This is a genomic window from Klebsiella sp. CTHL.F3a, from assembly GCF_019890895.1.
Taxonomy (GTDB): Bacteria; Pseudomonadota; Gammaproteobacteria; order Enterobacterales; family Enterobacteriaceae; genus Klebsiella; species Klebsiella grimontii.
Genome location: NZ_CP082360.1, coordinates 2399507 through 2420783, shown reverse-complemented (window position 1 = coordinate 2420783; position 21277 = coordinate 2399507). Strand labels below are relative to the sequence as shown.

At 59.9% G+C, this 21277-nt stretch carries 16 protein-coding genes; 5 read left to right on the top strand and 11 right to left on the bottom strand.

What is annotated here, in order from left to right:
- Nucleotides 1-149: 149 nt before the first annotated feature.
- Nucleotides 150-1538 (bottom strand): NarK family nitrate/nitrite MFS transporter, encoded by a 1389-nt coding sequence (locus tag K7H21_RS11350; RefSeq protein ID WP_123829206.1) that lies wholly within the window; start codon nt 1536-1538, stop codon nt 150-152.
- A gap of 311 nt (nt 1539-1849) precedes the next feature.
- On the opposite strand from K7H21_RS11350, the gene narX reads away from it, so the two are divergent.
- Nucleotides 1850-3628 (top strand): nitrate/nitrite two-component system sensor histidine kinase NarX, encoded by a 1779-nt coding sequence (gene narX / locus K7H21_RS11345; RefSeq protein WP_004121755.1) that lies wholly within the window; start codon nt 1850-1852, stop codon nt 3626-3628.
- A gap of 10 nt (nt 3629-3638) precedes the next feature.
- Complete coding sequence (gene narL, locus K7H21_RS11340; protein WP_004121757.1) at nt 3639-4289, top strand: two-component system response regulator NarL; 651 nt, start codon at nt 3639-3641, stop codon at nt 4287-4289.
- Here narL and K7H21_RS11335 read toward each other — a convergent pair.
- The 7 genes from K7H21_RS11335 to nasR form a co-directional block, all read right to left on the bottom strand.
- A complete protein-coding gene (locus K7H21_RS11335) occupies nt 4286-5605 on the bottom strand; it encodes a YchO/YchP family invasin (protein ID WP_142445660.1) in 1320 nt (439 codons plus the stop codon). The genes narL and K7H21_RS11335 overlap by 4 nt on opposite strands.
- 162 nt (nt 5606-5767) lie before the next feature.
- The gene (locus tag K7H21_RS11330) at nt 5768-8368 is read right to left on the bottom strand and encodes a nitrate reductase (protein WP_223035783.1); all 2601 of its coding nucleotides are present in this window, start codon (nt 8366-8368) and stop codon (nt 5768-5770) included.
- Nucleotides 8368-12438, bottom strand: coding sequence for a nitrite reductase large subunit NirB (gene nirB / locus K7H21_RS11325; protein ID WP_142470081.1), 4071 nt, complete (start codon nt 12436-12438; stop codon nt 8368-8370). Before nirB ends, K7H21_RS11330 begins: the two co-directional genes overlap by 1 nt.
- A gap of 9 nt (nt 12439-12447) precedes the next feature.
- On the bottom strand, nt 12448-13236 hold the full coding sequence (locus K7H21_RS11320; protein ID WP_004121766.1) for an ABC transporter ATP-binding protein: 789 nt from the start codon (nt 13234-13236) through the stop codon (nt 12448-12450).
- A gap of 10 nt (nt 13237-13246) precedes the next feature.
- Complete coding sequence (gene ntrB / locus K7H21_RS11315) at nt 13247-14131, bottom strand: nitrate ABC transporter permease (RefSeq protein ID WP_004121776.1); 885 nt, start codon at nt 14129-14131, stop codon at nt 13247-13249.
- A gap of 1 nt (nt 14132) precedes the next feature.
- Nucleotides 14133-15389, bottom strand: a complete 1257-nt coding sequence (locus tag K7H21_RS11310; protein WP_223035782.1) for a CmpA/NrtA family ABC transporter substrate-binding protein — start codon at nt 15387-15389, stop codon at nt 14133-14135.
- A gap of 248 nt (nt 15390-15637) precedes the next feature.
- Nucleotides 15638-16828, bottom strand: coding sequence for a nitrate regulatory protein NasR (gene nasR, locus K7H21_RS11305; RefSeq protein ID WP_087828965.1), 1191 nt, complete (start codon nt 16826-16828; stop codon nt 15638-15640).
- Between the two features lie 68 nt (nt 16829-16896).
- Here nasR and K7H21_RS11300 point away from each other — a divergent pair, with 68 nt between their 5' ends.
- Both K7H21_RS11300 and K7H21_RS11295 read left to right on the top strand, forming a co-directional pair.
- Nucleotides 16897-17250: a DsrE/DsrF/TusD sulfur relay family protein gene (locus K7H21_RS11300; protein ID WP_004121785.1), complete on the top strand. Its 354-nt coding sequence runs from the start codon at nt 16897-16899 to the stop codon at nt 17248-17250.
- Between the two features lie 238 nt (nt 17251-17488).
- Nucleotides 17489-17731: a DUF1883 domain-containing protein gene (locus K7H21_RS11295; RefSeq protein WP_002910387.1), complete on the top strand. Its 243-nt coding sequence runs from the start codon at nt 17489-17491 to the stop codon at nt 17729-17731.
- Between the two features lie 35 nt (nt 17732-17766).
- On the opposite strand, the gene K7H21_RS11290 is transcribed toward K7H21_RS11295, so the two are convergent.
- Together K7H21_RS11290 and chaB are read right to left on the bottom strand one after the other, a co-directional pair.
- Entirely contained in the window at nt 17767-18447 is a 681-nt protein-coding gene (locus K7H21_RS11290) for a gamma-glutamylcyclotransferase (protein ID WP_004121796.1), read from the bottom strand.
- A gap of 150 nt (nt 18448-18597) precedes the next feature.
- A complete protein-coding gene (gene chaB, locus K7H21_RS11285) occupies nt 18598-18828 on the bottom strand; it encodes a putative cation transport regulator ChaB (protein ID WP_004121799.1) in 231 nt (76 codons plus the stop codon).
- 265 nt (nt 18829-19093) lie between these two features.
- On the opposite strand from chaB, the gene chaA reads away from it, so the two are divergent.
- Nucleotides 19094-20194: a sodium-potassium/proton antiporter ChaA gene (gene chaA / locus K7H21_RS11280; RefSeq protein WP_004121802.1), complete on the top strand. Its 1101-nt coding sequence runs from the start codon at nt 19094-19096 to the stop codon at nt 20192-20194.
- Between the two features lie 90 nt (nt 20195-20284).
- On the opposite strand, the gene kdsA is transcribed toward chaA, so the two are convergent.
- Nucleotides 20285-21139, bottom strand: a complete 855-nt coding sequence (gene kdsA / locus K7H21_RS11275; RefSeq protein ID WP_004851877.1) for a 3-deoxy-8-phosphooctulonate synthase — start codon at nt 21137-21139, stop codon at nt 20285-20287.
- Between the last annotated feature and the right edge of the window lie 138 nt (nt 21140-21277).

The following is a 21277-nucleotide window of genomic DNA, read 5'->3' as shown; positions in this document are numbered from 1 at the left end:
AAGGGGTAGACGCGCCTGACGTCATTATTTTTGTGACTTCAGGCGGCTTTTAATATTCCTCAGAATCACTAGTATGTTGTAACTAAGTAATAATCAATAAAAAGGGCGCAAATATCGTTGCGCCCTTTGCAGAAATTCAAATAGAAATATTATTTCTGCTTACGTCCGTAGACCGCCCAGGTAATCACCACGCAGGCGATATAGAACACCAGGAAGACCTTCATGGCGCCGGCCGGTGACCCAGTGAGATCCAGCGAAATACCAAATGCCTTGGGAATAAAGAACCCGCCAATCGCGCCAATTGCCGAAATAAAGCCCAGCGCCGCCGCCGTATCGGTCGCCGCTTCACGCATGGCCTGCGCTTCGCTGCCGCCCTGCGCCCTAACGCGATCCATGGTCATTTTACGGAAGATAACCGAGATCATCTGGAAGGTCGACGCGCTGCCCAGACCGGCGGTCAGGAACAGCACCATAAACACCGCGAAGAAGGCAATAAAGTTGCCGCCCTCGCCGTGGGTCGGCAGCGTCAGGAACAGCAGGCCACAGAAGATAGCCATCACCACAAAGTTCACCAGCGTCACGCGCGTCCCGCCCAGGCGGTCGGAGATCGCCCCACCGGTTGAGCGCGCCAGGGCGCCGATAAACGGCCCGAAGAAGGCATAGTGCAGAATCTGCACATCCGGAAACTGGGTTTTCGACAGCATGGCGAAGCCCGCAGAGAAGCCGATAAACGAGCCGAAGGTGGCAAGATAGAGCAGCGCCATAATCCACAGATGCGCGCGTTTCAGTACCGGTAGCTGCTCGCTCAGCGAGGCCTTCGACGCCGACAGGTCGTTCATAAAGAACCACGCCGCCAGGGTGAAGATAATCAGGAACGGCACCCAGATCCACGCCGCGTTTTCCAGATACAGCATGGAGCCATCCGGCTGCTCGCTGCCGGTTCCGCCAAAGACGGCGAAAATCGATAGCGATACCACCAGAGGGGCAACCAGCTGCATTACGCTGACGCCCATATTCCCGAGGCCGCCGTTGATACCCAGCGCGCCGCCCTGCTTCTGTTTCGGAAAGAAGAAGCTGATGTTAGCCATACTGGAAGCAAAGTTCGCCCCCGCAAAGCCGCACAGCAGAGAAATAATCACGAAAACGCTAAATGGCGTAGCGGTATCCTGCACCGCGAAGCCCAACCAGACGCAGGGGACGATCATGATCCCGGTACTGAATGCGGTCCAGCGACGGCCGCCGAACAGCGGCACCATAAACGCGTAAGGCACGCGCAGCAGCGCGCCGGAGAGCGCCGGGAGCGCGGTCAGCATAAACAACTGATCGGTAGTAAACTGAAAGCCGACTTTATTCAGGTTGACGGCAACGGCGCTGAACAACATCCAGACGCAGAATGCCAGCAAAAGACATGGAACGGAGATCCACAGATTGCGGCTGGCGACGCGATGACCGCGCTGCTGCCAGAATTCAGGATCTTCGGGACGCCAGTCGCTAATGACTGAGCTGGTAGTCTTCTCCGGGATTGAAGAGTGACTCATAGACACCTCTGATAATTCGTATTAACCCTGGCTACCTTATGGGTTACAGGCGGCGGTAAGTTGATATAAATCAAAGGAAAAGTTGGCGTCGATTTGGCTAAAAAAAACGTATCACCCGAAGTGAGTAGCTGTTTCTGCGAAAAAAAGTGTGGTTTTTCACGCCAGTGCTGGAATTACCCGAACGCCTGCCACCAGCCCACCCCACCCTGACAATTAAGGGGTAATCCTTTAGGGGTATGGGTATACTCCGGGGGATGGCCGAGAATAAGCGCCACTCCCGGATAATTTGCCGGTCAGGAGCCCCGTACCCCATGTTGAAACGTCTTTTTACGCCGCTGACGCTGGTGAATCAACTCGCGCTGATCGTTCTGCTGGCTACCATCATCGGCGTCGCCGGAATGGCGATCTCTTCTCGCCTGGTGCACGGCGTCCAGGGCAGCGCGCACGCCATTAACAAAGCCGGTTCGCTGCGCATGCAGAGCTATCGCCTGCTGGCGGCTGTGCCGCTGGGCGAAAACGATGAAAAGCTGCTGGATGAAATGACGACAACCGTCTTTAGCCCGGAACTGCAGTACGCCGCGCGCCATGACGATCAGCAGCGGCAGCTCCAGGCGCTGCAGCACTACTGGCAGTTGGAGCTGGCGCCGGGCATGCGCAACGCGCAAAACCAGGCCTCGGTAGCGACCGATGTCGCCGGGTTTGTCGACCGTATAGACCAGTTGGTTACCGCCTTCGATCACACCACCGAAGAGCGAATTAAACACGTTGTCTGGATCCAGCGCATCATGGCCGTAGGAATGGCGCTGCTGCTGGTGTTCACCATCGTCTGGCTGCGCGCGCGCCTGTTGCGCCCGTGGAAACAGCTACTGGGTATGGCCCGCGCGGTAAGCCGACGCGATTTTACCCAGCGCGCGCAGATTAGCGGGCGCAACGAGATGGCGACGCTCGGCATGGCGCTGAACAATATGTCTGAAGAGCTGGCAGAGAGCTATTCGGTGCTGGAACGCCGGGTGCAGGAAAAAACCGCGGGCCTGGAGCAGAAAAACGAGATCCTCGCCTTCCTGTGGCAAGCCAACCGCCGTCTGCACTCGAACGCGCCGCTCTGCGAGCGCATTTCTCCGGTTCTGAACGGGCTGCAGGGGTTAACCCTGCTGCGCGATATTGAAGTTCGCGTTTACGACCTCGAAGATGAAGACAATCATCAGGAGTTTTCCTGCCACTCCGATATTCAGTGTGACGACAGAGGCTGCTACCTCTGCCCGCGTGACCTGCCGCCGCTGCCAGATACCGGCACCACCTTAAAATGGCGGCTGTCGGATGCCCATAATCAGTACGGTATTCTGCTGGCCACCCTGCCCGCCGGGCGGCATCTGAGCCACGATCAGCAGCAGCTGGTGGATACGCTGGTGGAGCAACTCACCGGCACCCTCGCCCTTGACCGGCATCAGGAGCGCCAGCAGCAGCTTATCGTCATGGAGGAGCGCGCCACCATCGCCCGGGAACTCCACGACTCCATCGCCCAGTCGCTCTCCTGTATGAAAATGCAGGTCAGCTGCCTGCAGATGCAGGGCGACGATCTGCCGGAAGCGAGTCGCCAGCTGCTGGGGCAAATTCGAAATGAACTCAATACCTCCTGGGCCCAGCTGCGCGAACTGCTGACGACCTTCCGGCTACAGCTCACCGAGCCGGGGCTGCGCCCGGCGCTGGAGGCCAGTTGCCAGGAATACAGCGCCCACTTCGGTTTTACGGTGCGCCTGGATTACCAGCTGCCGCCGCGTTTTGTGCCGTCACACCAGGCCATTCATCTGCTGCAAATCGCCCGGGAAGCGCTTAGCAACGCGCTGAAGCACGCAAGCGCCACTGAGGTCAGCGTCAGCGTGACGCTGCGGGACAATCAGGTCCGCCTGGTGGTCGCCGATAACGGCCGCGGTGTGCCGGACCACGCGGAACGCAGCAACCACTACGGCTTGATTATCATGCGCGATCGCGCGCAGAGCCTGCGCGGGGACTGCCAGGTCCGGCGTCGGGAAACCGGCGGAACCGAAGTGGTGGTCACTTTTATCCCTGAAAAATCGTTTTCAATTCAATAAGGAGAACTCCATGAGTCAACAGGAACGGGCAACCATCCTTCTCATCGACGACCACCCCATGCTGCGCACCGGCGTCAAACAGCTGATCAGCATGGCGCCGGATATCCAGGTGATCGGTGAAGCCAGCAACGGCGAGCAGGGTATTGCGATGGCGGAAGCCTTAGATCCGGATTTAATTCTGCTGGATCTCAATATGCCGGGCATGAACGGTCTGGAAACCCTCGACAAGCTGCGCGAGAAGACGCTTTCCGGCCGCGTGGTGGTATTTAGCGTTTCCAATCATGAAGAAGATGTGGTGACCGCCCTGAAACGCGGCGCCGACGGCTATCTGCTGAAGGATATGGAACCGGAAGATCTGCTGAAAGCGCTGCAGCAGGCGGCGGCGGGCGAAATGGTGCTCAGCGAAGCGTTAACCCCGGTACTGGCGGCCAGCCTGCGCGCCAATCGCGCCACCTCGGACCGCGACATCAGCCAGCTGACCCCGCGCGAGCGCGACATTCTCAAGCTGATTGCCCAGGGCCTGCCGAATAAAATGATCGCCCGCCGTCTGGATATCACCGAAAGCACCGTCAAAGTGCACGTTAAGCATATGCTGAAGAAAATGAAGCTAAAATCGCGCGTGGAAGCGGCGGTTTGGGTCCATCAGGAACGGGTATTCTAGGGCTGTTGCGGCCACGAAACGCCCTCGGCCGGTACGTGTACCAACGGCTCCGTCAGCGCCAGTGCGATCTCATTGGATGAGACGCGCTGACCCGTTTTATCCTCCACCACCAGCGAAAGATGCCAGCGGTTGCTCGCCCCGGCTTCGCTGCTCCAGCGCGGCATAATCACGGTCCAGCCGTCCGTACTGTTGGCTTCAATCGGCGAGGTCAGGCTTAGCGCCTGGGTATCCCCCTGCCAGCTCAGCGACTTAATGCCGTGCAGGCTACGAATCTGTAGTTTTAGCTGCACCGTCTCCCCCGGCTGAAGATCCCAGGGCGGCGTCGCCAGATAAACCGACAGCGTTTTACGCTGGCGATATTCAACTACCGGTAGGTTATCGCGTTCCGGGCTGTCGTAGCGGCTGCCGCGAAGCGATCGGCTAACGGCGACTTCATCGGCCGCCAGCTGCTGCTTAAGCGGGACGCCGAAGCGATAGTTCAGCTTCAGCCCGACATCATTTTGGCTGACGCCGCTCTCGCCCTGCTTATGCTTAGCCGTCACCGTCACCAGCGGAACCGGAGTGTAATTCAGCCCCACCGACACCGCGACCGGGTTGTGGTAGCCGGTACCCGAATGGAACAGATCGACGCTATCGCCAAAATACTGCTCCACGCTGACGCTGGTATTAATGTGCTGATAAAACGGCAGCCGCGCCTGGGCGGTCACATCGTAGCCGTTCGCCATGCGCTGCTGCTGGGTCAGGCTACTCCCCTGCTGCCAGCCGCCGAGCGGTTGGTAGTAGTTTGCCGACAGGCGCAGCGACTCGCCCCAGGCTTCGGCCCCGACGCTGCCGCGCGCCATGCGATCGTCCAGGGCTTTATCGTAGAAAGAGTTGTAGCCCAGCAGCCAGGAGCCCATCCGCCAGCGCTGCCCGAGACCAATATTGCCGACCAGCCCCGTATCCCGCTGGGTGACCGAGTACTGATTCCAGGTAAGGTAGTCGCCGTTATCCTGCAACGGGACAAACCAGCTCCCCTTACTGCCGGTAAAATTTCCCTCTTTATCGACCAGTAGATCGACGTTGGCGTTGCCCCATGGCGAAAGCCAATTCTCCAGCTGGTGGCTGACCTCGTTCCCCAGCTTACCGATGGCAAATACTCGCGCCTGTTCGCTGGTTGTCAGCCCGTTATCGCTCATACTGGCTTCGCCAAATTTTTTCGCCATCTCGGCAAAGTGCTTTGCGTCGTCATCCACCTGCGGCGCAAGGCCGAGGTCGGGTAAGGTCTCAGGACCCTTAGAGAACGCCTGGTTATCCTGCAGCGCGCGGGCGGGCATGCCTGTCAGCAGCAGGAGAAGCGGTAAAAACGGGGTTACGCGGAACGGCAGAGAGCTCAAATCGGTTACATCTACTCACGAAGTGGTGGCGGCAAAACATGAGTTTATCGTTTTTTGCGCTCCCCCGCAGCCCTGAGGACGATTCCAGGAATATGCTGAATCTCAGGCCTGCGCCAGCTTCGCCGCCAGCAGCGCTTTCAGTTCCGGGATGCAGGAGCCGCAGTTGGTGCCGCATTTCAGTTTCCCCCCCAGCGCGCCGGGTGTATGGCAGCCGCCGGCGATAGCTTCGCCTATCGCCCGTTCGCCCACGCTAAAGCAGCTACAAATAATACGCCCGCGCGGCATCTCATCGCCGCCCTTTCTGCCGCTTAATAACGCGTGGCGCTGGACGGCGTTCTGCGGCGGGACGTGAAACGCAGCGTAAATCCATTCGGCATCGATAGGCGGCTCGCTGGCGTCGCTCCACCAGCCGAGCATCAGCTCTCCCTCCCGCCACGCCAACAGGTTCCAGACCTTGCCGCCCTCGGCTACCTGCATCTGCCATCCCTGCTGCTGGCACCACTCCACCAGCCAGTCGCGGGAGCAGATATCCCCCGCCAGCGAAAGATGGATAATGCCCTGCGCCGCCCGCCGCCGCCAGTGCAGCGAAGCGGGGAGCGGAACCGGTTGGCGTGAAAAAAGCTCGCCTTTCCACGCCGGCAACCAGGCGGCTATCGCCACCGCCGTCTGTTTACTTTCCGGCTGCCCGGAGTGCGGGTCGGTGACCGCCGTCAGCAGGTTATTCACCCGTCCCTGGCGAGCAAACTGATTATTCCAGTGCATCGGCACAAACAGCGATCCGGGCCGCTGACCGTCGCCGATCGTCACTTTTGCTACCATCACCCCATTCGGTGAGCGGACCCGCGCCAGTTCGCCTTCCAGCAGGTGATAGCGCTCCGCGTCCGCCGGCGCGACCTCTACCACCGGCTCGTTAATATGCTGCATCAGACGCGGCACCGCGCCGGTGCGGGTCATGGTGTGCCACTGATCGCGAATCCGCCCGCTGTTGAGGATCAGCGGATAGAACGCATCGGTGGTCGCCCGGGTAGGTTGCGGTGCGACCGGCACCATCCGCAGTTTACCGTCGCGATGCCAGCCCTTATGCACACTCCAGGCTGCTTCACTGCGGCTCACCGGCCAGCGCACCGGTTCCAGCGCATCCCACGCTTCGCGGCTAAGATCCGCCAGTCCGCCGATATCAAACGCCCGCTGGCCATCGTTTTCATATCCTGAAAGCGCGGCGTGTTCGCTGAACACCTCGTGCGGATGCTGCCAGGCAAAGGCGGAACCGAAGCCCAGCGCCTCGGCCACGCGGGCGACGATCCACCAGTCGGCCCTGGCCTCTCCCGGCGGCGGCATGAAAGCACGCTGGCGGGAGATCCGCCGTTCGGAGTTGGTCACCGTGCCGCTCTTCTCTCCCCACGCCAGCGCGGGAAAACGGATATGGGCGAAGCGTCCGGTATCGGTAGCGGCGGCGACGTCGGAAACGATGACCAGCGGACACCGCGCCAGCGCTTCGCTTACCGCGTGGCTGTCCGGCAGCGACACCACCGGATTGGTGCCCATAATCCACACCGCTTTTACCTCGCCGCGGCCAATGGCGGCGAACAGATCCACCGCCGTCAGCCCCGGCGTTTGCGCCAGACGTTCGCTGCCCCAGAATCGCGCCAGGCGCCGTAAATCATCGGGTTCAAAGTTCATATGCGCCGCCAGCATGGTCGCCAGGCCGCCCACTTCGCGCCCCCCCATGGCGTTGGGTTGACCAGTCAGCGAAAACGGTCCGCAGCCCGGACGCCCGTATTTACCGCAGGCCAGGTGTACGTTGATGATAGCGTTACATTTATCGCTGCCGCTGGCGGATTGATTGATTCCCATGGTATAGAGCGTGATGGCGCGCGGGGCGGCGATAAACTCGCGGTAGAAATCGGCGATCTGTTGTCGCGGCAGGCCGCAGAACTGCGCCACTTTGTCGAGGTCCCAGTCCTGGGCGATGGCCAGCGCCCGCTGGGCATCACTAAAATCGTCGCTGATGACGCCGCTGGCGGCAATGGCGTTCAGCAGGCCGACAAAGAGCCCGCCGTCGCTGCCGGGGGCCAGCGCCAGATGTCGGTCAGCGATATCGCAGGTGGCGGTCCGACGCGGATCGATGACCACTACCCGCATCTGCGGATTGTCGCGCTTCGCCTGCGCCAGCCGCTGATAAAGCACCGGATGCGCCCAGGCGGCGTTTGACCCGACCAGCACCACCAGATCGCTGTTTTCCACGTCCTCATAGCTGCACGGCACCACATCAGCGCCCAGCGCCCGTTTGTAGCCGGTCACCGCTGAAGACATACACAGCCGCGAATTGGTATCGATATTCGCCGCGCCGATAAACCCCTTCATCAGCTTATTCGCCGCGTAGTAGTCCTCGGTCAGCAACTGGCCGGAGGCGTAAAACGCCACCGCCTGAGGCCCGTGCCGATCGAGAATCTCCCGCAGGCGCGAACCTGCCGCCGCCAGCGCCTGCGGCCAGGTCGCGCGTTCGCCGTCGACTTCCGGGAATAACATTCGCCCCTCCAGGCCGACGGTTTCGCCCAGCGCCGCTCCCTTAACGCACAGGCGGCCAAAGTTTGCCGGGTGCTGCTCATCGCCGCGCACGGTAACCTGACCGTAAGGTCCCCTACTGGCGATAACCCCGCAGCCAACTCCGCAATAGGGGCATGTGGTTCTGGTTTCCGTCATCAAGAGGCCTCCGCGCGCGCCAGCAGCTGCTGGTTGCCAACCCACACCTTGCCGTTCTCCACTTTAACCGGCCAGGCGCGCACCGCCTGTTCGCTGCCGTCGCACTGGCGGCCATCGCGCAGACGGATACGCTGCTTATACAGAGGCGAAATCACGATCGGCTCGCCGCCCGCATCGCCAAGCAGACCGCGCGACAGAACGTTGGCCTCGCTGCCTGGCTCAAGGTTATCAAGGGCATACACCTGATCGCCAAAGCGGAACAGCGCAATCTGCCGCTCGCCGAGCCGCGCGCCAATCCCCGCCTGCTGCGGGATGGCGTCGAGATCGCAAATAACCTGCCACGGGCGGGACGGCAGCGTCGGTTCGCCCTGCGCCGCGAAGGGGGCCAGCTGCGGCTGGCCGCGCAGGGTTTGCCGCTGTACGGTTTCGTCCGGTTCATCGCTGTTCACGTAGGAGCGGAACAGCGCCAGCCGCTGCGGATCGTTAAGGGTGGTTTGCCATTCACACTGGTAGCTCTCGACCACCCGCATCATCTCCTGCTCCAGCTCTTCGCCGATGCCAAGGCTGTCTTCGAGGATTACCTCGCGCAGATAGTCGACCCCGCCTTCAAGGTTATCCATCCAGGTACTGGTGCGCTGCAGGCGATCGGCGGTACGAATGTAGAACATCAGCAGCCGGTCAATACTGCGGATAAGCGTGGCTTCATCAAGATCGCTGGCGAACAGGTCGGCATGGCGCGGTTTCATGCCACCGTTACCGCAAACGTACAGGTTCCATCCCTTCTCCGTGGCGATAACCCCAATATCTTTCCCCTGGGCTTCCGCGCATTCACGGGTACAGCCGGAGACGGCCATTTTAATTTTGTGCGGCGCGCGCAGCCCCTTGTAGCGATGTTCGAGGGTGACCGCCAGGCCGGTGGAATCCTGGACGCCGTAGCGGCACCAGGTCGAACCGACGCAGGATTTCACCGTCCGCAGGGATTTGCCGTAGGCGTGGCCGGTTTCAAATCCCGCCTCGGCCAGCTCGCGCCAGATTGCCGGGAGCTGCTCCAGGCGCGCGCCGAACAGGTCGATACGCTGACCGCCGGTCACTTTACTGTACAGCTGATAGCGTTTGGCGATCTGGCCGATCGCAATCAGACCGTCGGGCGTCACCTCTCCTGCCGCCATGCGCGGTACCACCGAATAGGTGCCGTCTTTCTGTATATTGGCGAAGTAGCGATCGTTGGTGTCCTGAAGCGGCAGATGTGCCGGCTTCAGCAGATATTCATTCCAACAGGAGGCCAGCACCGAAGCCACCAGAGGTTTACAGACCTCACAGCCGTGGCCGTGTCCATAACGGGCAATCAGCTGTTCGAAGGTGCGGATATGGTTGACGCGTACCAGGTGATAGATCTCCTGGCGCGACCACGGAAAGTGCTCGCAGATATCCTTTTTGACTTCGACGCCCTGCTCGGCAAGCTGGTACTCCATCACCTGTTTCACCAGCGCGCTACAGCCGCCGCAGCCGGTCGCCGCTTTGGTGCAGCTTTTTATCGCCGCCATGTCGCCCGCGCCGCCGCTCACCGCCTGGCAGATATCGCCTTTGCTGACGTTGTGACAGGAGCAAATCTGCGCGCCGTCCGGCAGCGCCGCGACCCCGAGCGCCTTCGGCGCGGCACCCTCCAGCGCTGGAAGGATCAGGCTTTCCGGGTGTTTGGGTAAAGCCATCCCGTTAAGCATCATCTGTAGCAGCGTGGCGTAGTCGCTGGCATCCCCGACCAGCACTCCGCCTAGCAGGTTTTTGCCATCCGCGCTGACCACGATTTTTTTGTAGATCTGCTGCGGCCCATGAGTCCACTGATAGCTCTGACAGCCCGGGGTACGCCCCTGGGCGTCGCCGAACGAGGCGACATCAACGCCCAGCAGCTTCAGCTTAGTGCTCATATCCGCGCCGCTAAAGCTGCCCGCTTCGCCCGCCAGGGTAGCCGCCGCGGCGCGCGCCATCTGATAGCCTGGCGCCACCAGACCATAAATTTTGTTGTCCCACAAGGCGCATTCGCCGATCGCCAGCACGTCCGGGTCGGAGGTGCGGCACTGGTTGTCGATGCAAATCCCGCCGCGTTCGCCTACGCTCAGTCCGCCGCTGCGCGCCAGCGCGTCCTGCGGGCGAATACCGGCGGAGAACACCAGCATATCGGTCGCCAGCGAGCTGCCGTCGGCGAAGTTCAGCTGCAGCCCCTGCTCATTGCGAACAATTTCCGTCGTCGCCTTGCTGGTATGCACTCCGACGCCCAGCTCGCTAATTTTTTCCCGCAGCATCGCCGCGCCGCCGTTGTCCAGCTGCACCGCCATCAGGTTCGGCGCAAACTCGACAACGTGAGTTTCCAGCCCCAGTTGCTTCAGCGCGTTGGCCGCTTCCAGCCCGAGCAGGCCGCCGCCGATCACCACGCCCCGTTGGGCGGTTGCGGCGCGGGCGGCAATCTGGTCGAGGTCGTCCAGCGTACGGTAAACAAAACAGCCCTCAAGATTATGGCCCGGCACCGGCGGAACAAACGGGTAAGAGCCCGTCGCCAGCACCAGCTTATCCCAGTGGGTTTCGTGGCCGAAGGCATCGCGCACCACCCGCGCTTCGCGGTCGATGCTGGCGACCGATTCGCTCAGGCGCAGCTCAATACCGTGCTGAGTAAAAAAATCCCCTTCCACCAGCGACAGGGATTCCGCGCTGCGTCCGGCGAAATATTCCGTCAGATGAACCCGGTCGTAGGCGGCATAGCGCTCCTCGCAGAACACCACAATCCGGTACTGTTGGTGAAGGTCACGGCTGACGCATTGCTCAAGAAAATGGTGGCCGACCATACCGTGTCCGACCAGCACTAATACAGGTTTTGTCATCGTCGTTTGTCCCGCAGCGCGCGGCTGCATCGTTGAAGAGGGATTGAAGAGCCACTCTGCCGGCGCTGGCGCATGCGCCCCCAGCAGAGCGGTCAGGGGCGCGGCGCTACTGCAATCACCGAGCAGCAGTACGCCGCGCAGCTTGCCGTCGCGCAGCAGCAGGCGACGGTAGTGGCGGTCCAGCGGATCCCAACTGGTATATACGTCATCCTGCTCATCGGCCCGCAGCGCGCCGGCGCTGAACAGTTCAATGCCGGTGACCTTCAGGCGGGTGCCGCTATCCTGCCAGCTGAAATCCTCGCCAGGGATCGCGCACAGGCGATCCGCCAGCACCTCCGCCTGACGCAGGCACGGCGCCACCAGCCCCCAGGTCTGACCGTCGATTTCACAACACTCGCCGAGGGCGCTAACCCCCGGCTGCGCGGTTGCCAGCCGGCGATCGACGAGAATTCCGCGACCGCACGCCAGCCCGCTGCGCTCGGCCAGCCCTTTGTTCGGCTGCACGCCGGTCGCCAGTACCACCCGCGAGGCGGCAAACGCGCGCCCGTCCTCCAGCAGTACCTGACGTTCATCAATGGCGGCGATACGGCTCTCCATCACGCAGCCGATCCCACGCTCGGCGAGCAGTATTTGCAGCTGTTCGCCAGCAAAGGCATCAGTCTGCTGCTCCATCAGCCAGTTTCCGCGGTGCAGTAAAGTGACACTGTCACTATGACGGCGTAGCGCCGCGGCGGCCTCCACGCCGAGAATGCCGCCGCCGATAACCACCGCCGGGCCGTCGATGGCCAGGATGCCCTCAACGTCCGCCAGGGTGCGGAAAGCAAAAACGTGCGGCAGCGTGATGCCCGGCAGCGGCGGCAGAAACGGCAGCGAACCTGTGGCAAACACCAGTTCATCCCAGCCAAGTTCGCCTGCGCTGGTTTGCAGCGTACGCGCCGCCATATCCACCGCCGTAACCGTTTCACCGGCACGTACCGTGACGTTCTGTTGCGAATACCACTCTGCGGGCAGCAGTCGCGTCGCGCCTGCGGTTTTCTCCGCGCCAAGCACCGGCGACAGCTGAATGCGGTTATAGGCCTGGCAAGGTTCATCGCCGATAATGGTGATGCTAAACCGCCGCGCATCCCGCTCCACCAGCGCCTGCGCCAGACGCGTGGCCGCCATGCCATTGCCGATAATCACCAGTTGCCGCGTCATCGCCGCCCCCTATGCCGCTTTCGGCTGTTTTTCATAGAGGAAGTGCAGGATCTGCTGGCGCAGATGGTGATAGCGGCTGTCGTCCGCCAGCTGCACGCGATTGCGCGGTCGCGGCAGATTGACGTCGAGGATCTCCCCGACCGTCGCCGCCGGTCCGTTGGTCATCATCAGCACCCGGTCGGAAAGCAGCACCGCCTCATCCACATCATGGGTAATCATGACGATGGTGGTATTCAATGATTGCTGGATCTGCATCACCGCGTCCTGTAAATGCGCCCGCGTCAGGGCATCAAGGGCGCCAAAGGGTTCATCCAGCAGCAACACTTTCGGTTTCATCGCCAGCGCCCTGGCAATGCCAACGCGCTGCTTCATCCCACCGGAGATCTCCCCCGGACGCTTGTGCAGGGCGTGGCCCATCTGTACCCGCTCGAGGTTGTGTTCAATCCACTCCTGGCGCTCGCCTTTGCTCATGCTGCGGCGAAAGACCTGGTCCACCGCCAGCGCCACGTTGTCAAAGCAGGTCAGCCACGGCAGCAGGGAGTGGTTCTGAAACACCACCGCGCGTTCCGGCCCCGGCCCGGCGATTTCGCGGTTGTCGCACAGCAGGCCGCCTTCCGTCGGCAGGGCTATCCCGGCTATCAGATTCAGCAGGGTTGATTTACCGCAGCCGGAGTGGCCGATCAGGCTGATGGTTTCCCCTTCGTAGATGTCGAAGGAGACGTTCTGCAATGCCAGGAATTCGCCGCTGGCGGTGTTAAAACGCTGGCTGACGCCCTGGACCTGAATTAATGGTTTCATCTGCGACTCCTTATTTTTCCTGCCAGCTAAAACGACGGGCGAGCAGCATTAGCCCCTGTTCCAGCAGCAGCCCGACCACGCCGATAATGACGATGGCGATGATGATGTTTTCGACGTTGAGGTTGTTCCACTCGTTCCAGATCCAGAAGCCGATCCCTAAGCCGCCGGTGAGCATTTCGGCGGCGACAATCACCAGCCAGGCGATACCGATGGAGAGACGAACCCCGGTCAGCACCGCCGGCAATACCGCCGGAAAGAGGATCTTGCGCATCACCGTCCATTCGGAAAGCTGCAGCACCCGGGCGACGTTGAGGTAATCCTCAGGAATACGCCGCACGCCCTCGGCGGTGTTAATCACCATCGGCCAGATCGAGCAGATAAAAATGGTCCAGCTGGAGGCCGGTTCCGCTTTCTGGAACAGCAGCAGACCAATGGGCAGCCAGGCCAGCGGGCTCACCGGGCGCAGCAGTGCGATAAGCGGGTTAAACATCCGGGCGAAAAACAGTGAGCGGCCAATCAGGAAGCCGAGCGGAATTCCCGCCAGCGCGGCAAGTCCAAATCCCACCGCCACCCGCTGCAACGACGCCAGCACGTTCCAGCCGATGCCCATATCGTTGGGCCCGTCCTGATAAAACGGATCGGCAAAAATGGTCAACGCCGAATCCAGGGTGCTAAGCGGGGTCGGGAAACCTTTGCTGTTCATCGCCGCCAGCTGCCAGCCCAGCAGCAGTAATCCCAGCCCGAGCAGCGGCGGCAGAAGACGCTGGGTAACATCGCGCAGCCAGCGGCTGAGCGGAGGCGTGGTTTTGCGCACCTGCAGCGGCGGCAGGGTAATGATTTCGCCGGGCGCTTTATCGGCGCTGGCCGGCGGTTGCGGTTTATATGCGTGTTTCATCTCATGCCCCCTTACGTTGAATCGCGAAACTGCGGGCGTAACCTTCCGGATCGACCCCATTCCAGACCTTGCCATCGATCAGCGTACTGCTGCGCATCGCCTGCGTCGGCGCGCTGATGCCGCCGACCGCCTGGGCGGCCTCTTTCCAGACGTCAATCCGGTTAATGCGCTGGGCCACCGCCAGATAATCCGGCGCCGACTTCAGCAATCCCCAACGGCGGAACTGGGTCAAAAACCACATGCCGTCCGAGAGCCACGGAAAACTCACTTCCCCCTGTTCATAGAAGCGCATCGGGTGCGCGTCCTGCCAGCGGCGGCCGATACCGTTGTCGTATTCGCCGAGCATGCGTCCGGTGAGGTACTGCTCTTTGGTGTTCAGCCATGCGCGTCTGGCAAGGAGACGCGCCGTTTCGCGGGTGTTGTCGGCGGAGGCTTCAATCCAGCGCTGGGCCTCCATCAGCGCCGCCACCAGCGCGCGCGCGGTGTTTGGATGACGCGTAACCCATTCGCTGCGGGTGCTGAGAATTTTTTCCGGGTGCTCCGGCCAGATATCCTGAGAAGTGGCGGCGGTGAAGCCGATACGATCGTTAATGGCGCGCGCGTTCCACGGCTCGCCGACGCAAAAGCCGCTCATATTGCCGATACGCATGTTCATCACCATTTGCGGCGGCGGCACTACCACGGTGCGCACATCCTCAAAGGGATTAATTCCGCCGCTCGCCAGCCAGTAGTAAAGCCACATCGCGTGGGTACCAGTGGGAAAGGTGTGGGCGAAGGTGTAGCTGCCCGGCGCTTGCTGGCCGATCCGTTTTTTTAGTCCGCTCAGGTCGGTGACACCCTGTTCCTGCAGCTCGCTGGAGAGCGTAATCGCCTGGCCGTTGCGGTTAAGGGTCATCAGGTTGGCCATCGCCTGCGGTTTACTGGCGATACCCAGCTCGAGGCCGTAGAGCATGCCGTACAGAATGTGCGCCGCATCGAGCTCTCCGGCGACCAGCTTGTCGCGCACCGCCGCCCAGCTGGCCTCTTTGCTCGGCACGAGGGTAATACCGTGCTTTTTATCAAACCCCTTCAGGGAGGCAATGGCTAAGGGAGCGCAGTCGGTTAGCGGAATAAACCCCACCCGCACGGTGGTCTGTTCTGGTTTATCCGACCCTGCCGCCCACGCCGCCTGCATTAGGCCGGGGAGCAGCATCGCGCCGCCCAGCGCCGCCCCCGCCTGTAATAAACGCCGCCGTGAAATCGAAAACTTATCGCCCATAACCGCTCCAGAAACGCGCAAAAAAAAAGCGCCCGGCGGTGCTTACGCACCGCTGGACGCCTTTATCCCTGGACATACGCGCCGCCATTGGCGCGCTGCCCAAAACCTTTTATTCACTCATTTTATCTAATGCAAAGCTAATGCCAGTTTTGCAGAAGTCCATTTCACGCGCCCTGGCTCACTACCCGGGCGCGTTTAAAGCGAAAAATGCACCGTCGGCTGGCAATAAATGCCCGCTGATTGTGCATCTACTCCTTTGGGGTTACGCGCCATAGCGACTTCACCGTCAGCAGCGCGCGGGCTATCTCAACCATGCGCTGATTCTTGTCCATCGCCATTTTACGCAGCGCCTGCCAGGCCTGCTCCTCCTGCATTCCCTGGTGGGTCATCAGCACGCTTTTGGCCTTTTCAATGAGCTTGCGCTCTTCAAGCGCATCTTTTAATGATGCAAGCTGGCCGGAGAGCTGCTGCAGCTCATGGGCCTGCTGGCGCACCAGCGGCAACAGCTGCTTATCCAGCCGCAGGGCAATACTCTCCTCCTGCCAGTCAGCGGGCGGCAGCTGAGCCTCCGGCGCTTCGCCCTCGAGCAGCGCGTCCGCCGCATTAAGCAAATCAGCGATCAGCAGCTCTTCCACGCCGCGCAGCTGTTCGAGGCGCTGAGTCTGAGCGCAAAACCAGCGCAGCGCCGTTTCTCCCTCGTCCGCCGGCGGCTGACGGGTGCAGGCAATCCGCCGTAGCTGTTCAATCTCCAGGCTGGCCTGGCACTGTTCAGCGAACAGGGCGGTTTGCGGCGGTTGGGCCAGGGCCTGAAAACTGTCGAAACAGGGCTGCTGGCCGTCGATGCGGTCCACCAGCTGCTGACGCAGATCGTCGCTGAACTGCCCGCGGGCAAAGCCCAGCGCGCCCAGCGCGCGCTCCTGACCAGCCAGCTCTTTTCCCTGCATAAAGCTGTAAAGCGCAACCATGCGTCCGGCGATTTGCGGATCGTCGATGCTGTCGTTGAGCTGCGGAATGATATTCAACAGGTGGCGGATAATGCGGCTAAACTGCCCGGTGGCCTCTTCGGCGGCAATCTCCCGGTCACGCACGCGTTTACGCAGCGCCGCAAGCTGGGGCAGATACCACACCGCGCAGGCAATGCGCCAACATAGCGCGCTGCTGGCGGCATCGCGTGCAGGCTCCAGTGCCGCATAAAACCGCGTGATCTGCTCATCGACCAGCGCCGCGCCCGCCCGGCACTCCGCCGCATACAGTCTACCGCCCGAGCACAGCCAGATATTTGACGCGCCGCGCTCGCACTGCAGCATATGCACCAGCGCGCTTATCTGTCCTGCCAGCGCCCCCTGCTGCGCCAGCTGGTGCAGCTGCTGCTTCTGTAAGCGACGCGCGCGCGCAAACCAGTCGACCACCTCAGGCGGATTGCTCGCCATATTATTCATACCCCTCTCCCGGCTTAACGCTTTATACTTCAGCCAAGCAATAACCGTGCCTTATAGAAGGAGTCCTTATGCAACGTATTGTGATTATCGCGAACGGTGCCGCCTACGGCAGTGAATCCCTGTTTAATAGCCTGCGCCTGGCTATCGCCCTGCGCGAGCAGCAGGCAGACCTCGAACTGAAGCTGTTTTTAATGTCCGATGCGGTGACCGCCGGCCTGCGCGGCCAGAAGCCTGCGGAAGGCTACAACATTCAGCAGATGCTGGAGATCCTCACCGCGCAAAACGTGCCGGTGAAGCTGTGTAAAACCTGCGCCGATGGCCGGGGAGTCGGCGCGCTGCCGCTGATTGATGGCGTGGAGATTGGCACCCTCGTCGAGCTGGCGCAGTGGACGCTGGCGGCGGATAAAGTCCTGACCTTCTAAAAATCCACCATTCAACGGGATTAAATATTAAGCTGGCGGCGTTTGTTAACCGAAAACAACGCCAGCTGAAAGCTTTCAGGAACAACGTCATTTTTGTTTAATCTTTATTCTTTTTTTTGATCAAAATCAGCATCCGCCTCCCTCCCCTTTGGTGTTATGCACAGAGCAAAGTGTGAACAATATCACGCGGATTAATGGGCTGGCAGGATGCTGTAGACAGAAACGGGGTTAAGATTAAATGGCAATGGTAAAAGCAAGTTTAACGTTGTTTGGCGGTGATACGTTGGTGGTACGTTGTTCCGAACGCTGCCACATTCACCTGATGAGCGCCAAAGTGCCTGGCGATAGTCATGCGGATATTCTGAGCGTACAGGACAGAGATAGCGCGTATCTGACCGTGCCTTACAGCGGCACCTGGAACGTTCTTATCGACAGCCACAGCCAGTCGCTGGAGCACTCGATAAGCTACGTTCCCGCCTGATAGCAAACGCCCGGGGAAACCCGGGCGATCTACTCTTAAGCCAGCCCGGGCTGGCTGCTTTCCCCTAGCAGATGACGCACCTTGCCGACTAAATCGTCGAGGCAGGCATCATGCATACCGAGCTTCCGCAGCTCTTGATCGAGCGAGAACAGATACTGAGCGTTGGTGCCAAGCGGCCCGCTGGCGCGTGCAATTAGCGGCGCAATGACCTGCGCGCTGGTATCGGCTTCAAACAGCGGATGGCGCGGGTCCATAATAAAAACTAATGCGTTGACGGTGCGGCCATCGTCCAGATCCAGCTTGCACCAGGTCGGCAGGTAGCAGCCGGTGATCATCTCCCGCTTCCACAGCAGGGTCAGCTCTTCTTCCAGGGTTTCATCAGGCAAGCGATAGGCGACGCCGGTGGTACGCCCGCCCTCTTTTAACGCCAGCATACGGCCAGGCTGAGTTGCGCTACCGCGCCCGGCGGTGAGCCTCAGGCAAAACGCGCGGTGCCAGCCCGGTAGGGTACCGGTACAGGATTCACGATACTCCAGCGCCGGGTTCCACATCAGCGAACCGTAGCCAAAGATCCACACCGAGCCATCGTCCGGACGACAAGCCAGGGTCGCCGCTAAAGAGGCTGCCCGCTGCTCTGCCGACCAAAGAAGCGATTCCTCAATAGCGCCAAACGCTGTTTTACAATCCGCATTCAGTAAGAAATCACGAGTTAACACTTTCTACTACCTCCGCCACTGCCCGCTTCCCGGCGATGATCTGGTGCCATCCGTGAAGTATTGCCGAATTATTATCCAGCTTTATTCGACAATAAGCAATGAACGAGCCGCGGGCAAGGGTTCAGGCAGCAGAGAGCGTATCATGAGCGATTACTTCTTCTTATGCCACTTATCATCATCGCCTTTTTGGTACTCATTTTTCACCGCCGCCCAGGCGACTTTGTGCGCCGTCTCTTCACGGGTGGCGTCATCGCGTCGGTCTTCTTTATGCTTATACTGTTCCCAGGCGCTGTTAAAGGCTTCCTTGTAAATCTCCTGGGCATGCGCGGGGAGAACGTGCTGAACGCTGTCGGGCAATTCACTTTTGTTGCTATAGGGCATGGCAACCTCCGGTTTAAGGGTGAATAGTGAGTCTGGTAGAGGTTCAATCGGCTGGCAAGGCGACAGATAAATGAGAAAGATGTTTTAGTAATTATCTGAATAATAAATACAAAAAAATAGTAACCGCATTTTATGGCAATCTACCACTTTTATAGAGCCAGAGTAGTAAATTTAAGTAAAAAAACAAAATAGTCCGCGCAATGTCTGTTATTTTATTAACTTAAAGTATCTATAATTATAACACCTGCATACCTGGAGATAATTCATGACCGATGCACATGAGGCGGTGAAAACCCGCCACAAGGAGACCACTCTCGCCTTTCCGGTTCTGGCGCTGGCGGTGCTGTTTTTCTGGGGAAGCAGCCAGTCACTGCCAGTGGTCGTTGCCATTAATATCCTGGCGCTGGTCGGGATTCTGAGCAGCGCGTTCAGCGTTGTTCGCCACGCCGACGTTCTGGCGCACCGCCTTGGCGAACCCTACGGCTCATTAATTTTAAGCCTTTCAGTGGTTATACTCGAAGTCAGCCTGATTTCCGCATTAATGGCCACCGGCGACGCCGCGCCGACCCTGATGCGAGATACGCTTTATTCAATCATCATGATTGTCACCGGCGGGTTGGTAGGTTTTTCTTTATTGTTGGGCGGGCGCAAATTCGCCACCCAGTATATGAATCTGTTCGGCCTTAAACAGTACCTGATCGCCCTTTTTCCACTGGCGATTATCGTGCTGGTCTTCCCGATGGCGCTGCCCGGGGCTAACTTCACCACCGGCCAGGCGCTGCTGGTTGCGCTGATTTCCGCCGCCATGTACGGCGTGTTCCTGCTAATTCAAACTAAAACACACCAGAGCCTGTTTGTTTACGAGCATGAAGATGACGGCGACGACGATGACCCGCACCACGGAAAACCGTCGGCGCATAGCAGCAAGTGGCATACCGCCTGGCTGCTGGTACACCTGGTTGCGGTAATCGCCGTAACCAAAATGAACGCTAATCCGCTTGAGACGTTGCTGACCAGCATGAACGCCCCCGTGGCCTTTACCGGTTTCCTGGTCGCGCTGCTGATCCTCTCTCCGGAAGGCCTTGGCGCGCTGAAAGCGGTATTGAACAATCAGGTCCAGCGGGCGATGAACCTGTTCTTCGGCTCCGTGCTGGCCACCATTTCTCTGACGGTGCCGGTAGTAACGCTTATCGCCTTCCTCACCGGCAATGAACTGCGCTTTGGCCTTGGCGCGCCGGAAATGGTGGTGATGGTTGCCTCCCTGCTGCTGTGCCAGATTTCGTTCTCTACCGGGCGCACCAACGTGCTGAACGGCGCGGCGCACCTGGCGCTGTTCGCCGCCTACCTGATGACCATTTTTGCCTGAGCCTCCCCCCGGCGGCGTATACCTCTGCCGGGGAGATAAAAAAAGCCTGCCGGTTTTGCAACGGGCAGGCTTTTGTCATTTCAGGCGCGGTTACTTGCTGGTATCCAGCTCATCAAAACCTTTGACCAGATCGTCGATGGCTTTCATCTGCTTGAGGAACGGCTCCAGTTTATCCAGCGGCAGCGCGGACGGACCGTCGCATTTCGCGTGTTCCGGATCCGGGTGCGCTTCAATAAACAGGCCAGCGATACCCACCGCCATCCCGGCGCGCGCCAGCTCGGCAACCTGCGCGCGGCGTCCGCCGGACGCGGCGCCAAACGGGTCGCGGCACTGCAGAGCGTGGGTAACGTCGAAGATAACCGGTGAGTTATTGGAGGCTTTTTTCATCACCCCGAAGCCCAGCATGTCGACCACCAGGTTATCGTAGCCGAAGTTCGCGCCGCGATCGCAAAGAATGACTTTGTCATTGCCGCCTTCGATGAACTTATCGACGATATTGCCCATCTGGCCCGGGCTCACGAACTGCGGTTTTTTCACGTTGATCACCGCGCCAGTTTTCGCCATCGCTTCAACCAGGTCGGTCTGGCGGGCGAGGAACGCTGGCAGCTGAATAACGTCAACCACGTCAGCCACCGGCTGAGCCTGGCTGGCTTCGTGAACGTCGGTGATGATTTTCACGCCGAAAGTCTGCTTCAGCTCCTGAAAAATCTTCATCCCTTCTTCCAGCCCCGGCCCGCGATAGGAGTGGATGGAAGAACGGTTAGCTTTATCAAAAGAGGCTTTAAACACGTAAGGAATACCCAGCTTCTGCGTGACGGTCACGTAGTGTTCGCAGATACGCATCGCAAGGTCGCGGGATTCGAGCACGTTCATGCCACCAAACAGCACGAATGGCAGGTCGTTTGCTACGTTGATATCACCAATGCTAACCACTTTTTGTTTCATAAGTTCGCCTTATCAGGGTGTAACCGGAATGGTTTCAGACTAAAGCCTATCCAATCAGGACTATTTTGCTTGCCATTTTGGACCTGGGCAGTGCTCGACAAAATACGAAAGTATTTTGAACGCCCTTCAGGGCGGCCC